The sequence below is a fragment of the Bacillus pretiosus genome (genome assembly GCF_051294775.1).
GTDB lineage: Bacteria > Bacillota > Bacilli > Bacillales > Bacillaceae_G > Bacillus_A > Bacillus_A wiedmannii.
Genome location: NZ_JBPPHF010000585.1, coordinates 1 through 282, shown reverse-complemented (window position 1 = coordinate 282; position 282 = coordinate 1). Strand labels below are relative to the sequence as shown.

The 282-nt window shown below is 36.2% G+C and carries 1 pseudogene; it reads right to left on the bottom strand.

What is annotated here, in order from left to right:
* A pseudogene (locus ACSG5Z_RS32260) lies at nucleotides 1-282 on the bottom strand (LPD1 domain-containing protein); the annotation flags it as partial.

Sequence of the window (282 nt, the reverse complement as noted above, 5' to 3'; positions counted from 1 at the left end):
ATACGTGTCTTTGTTGCTCCTGATAAAGTATCAAGCTTCCTACACAAACTAGTATGAAGTGATTCTAAAATATTTGAAACATTTCCTTTAAACACATCATAACTATCAATAACACCACCATAGAAATACCACTTTCGACTGTATGCATTTTCCACGTTGATTACTCTGGCTACTTTTGCTTGTTTACAAGCATCTAACACAGCTTGCACCTTTTCCTTGATCATAGCAGGCAAGATATTCCCGATACTCTTGCCAGTTGATAAGAAAGCAATGCTACCATTT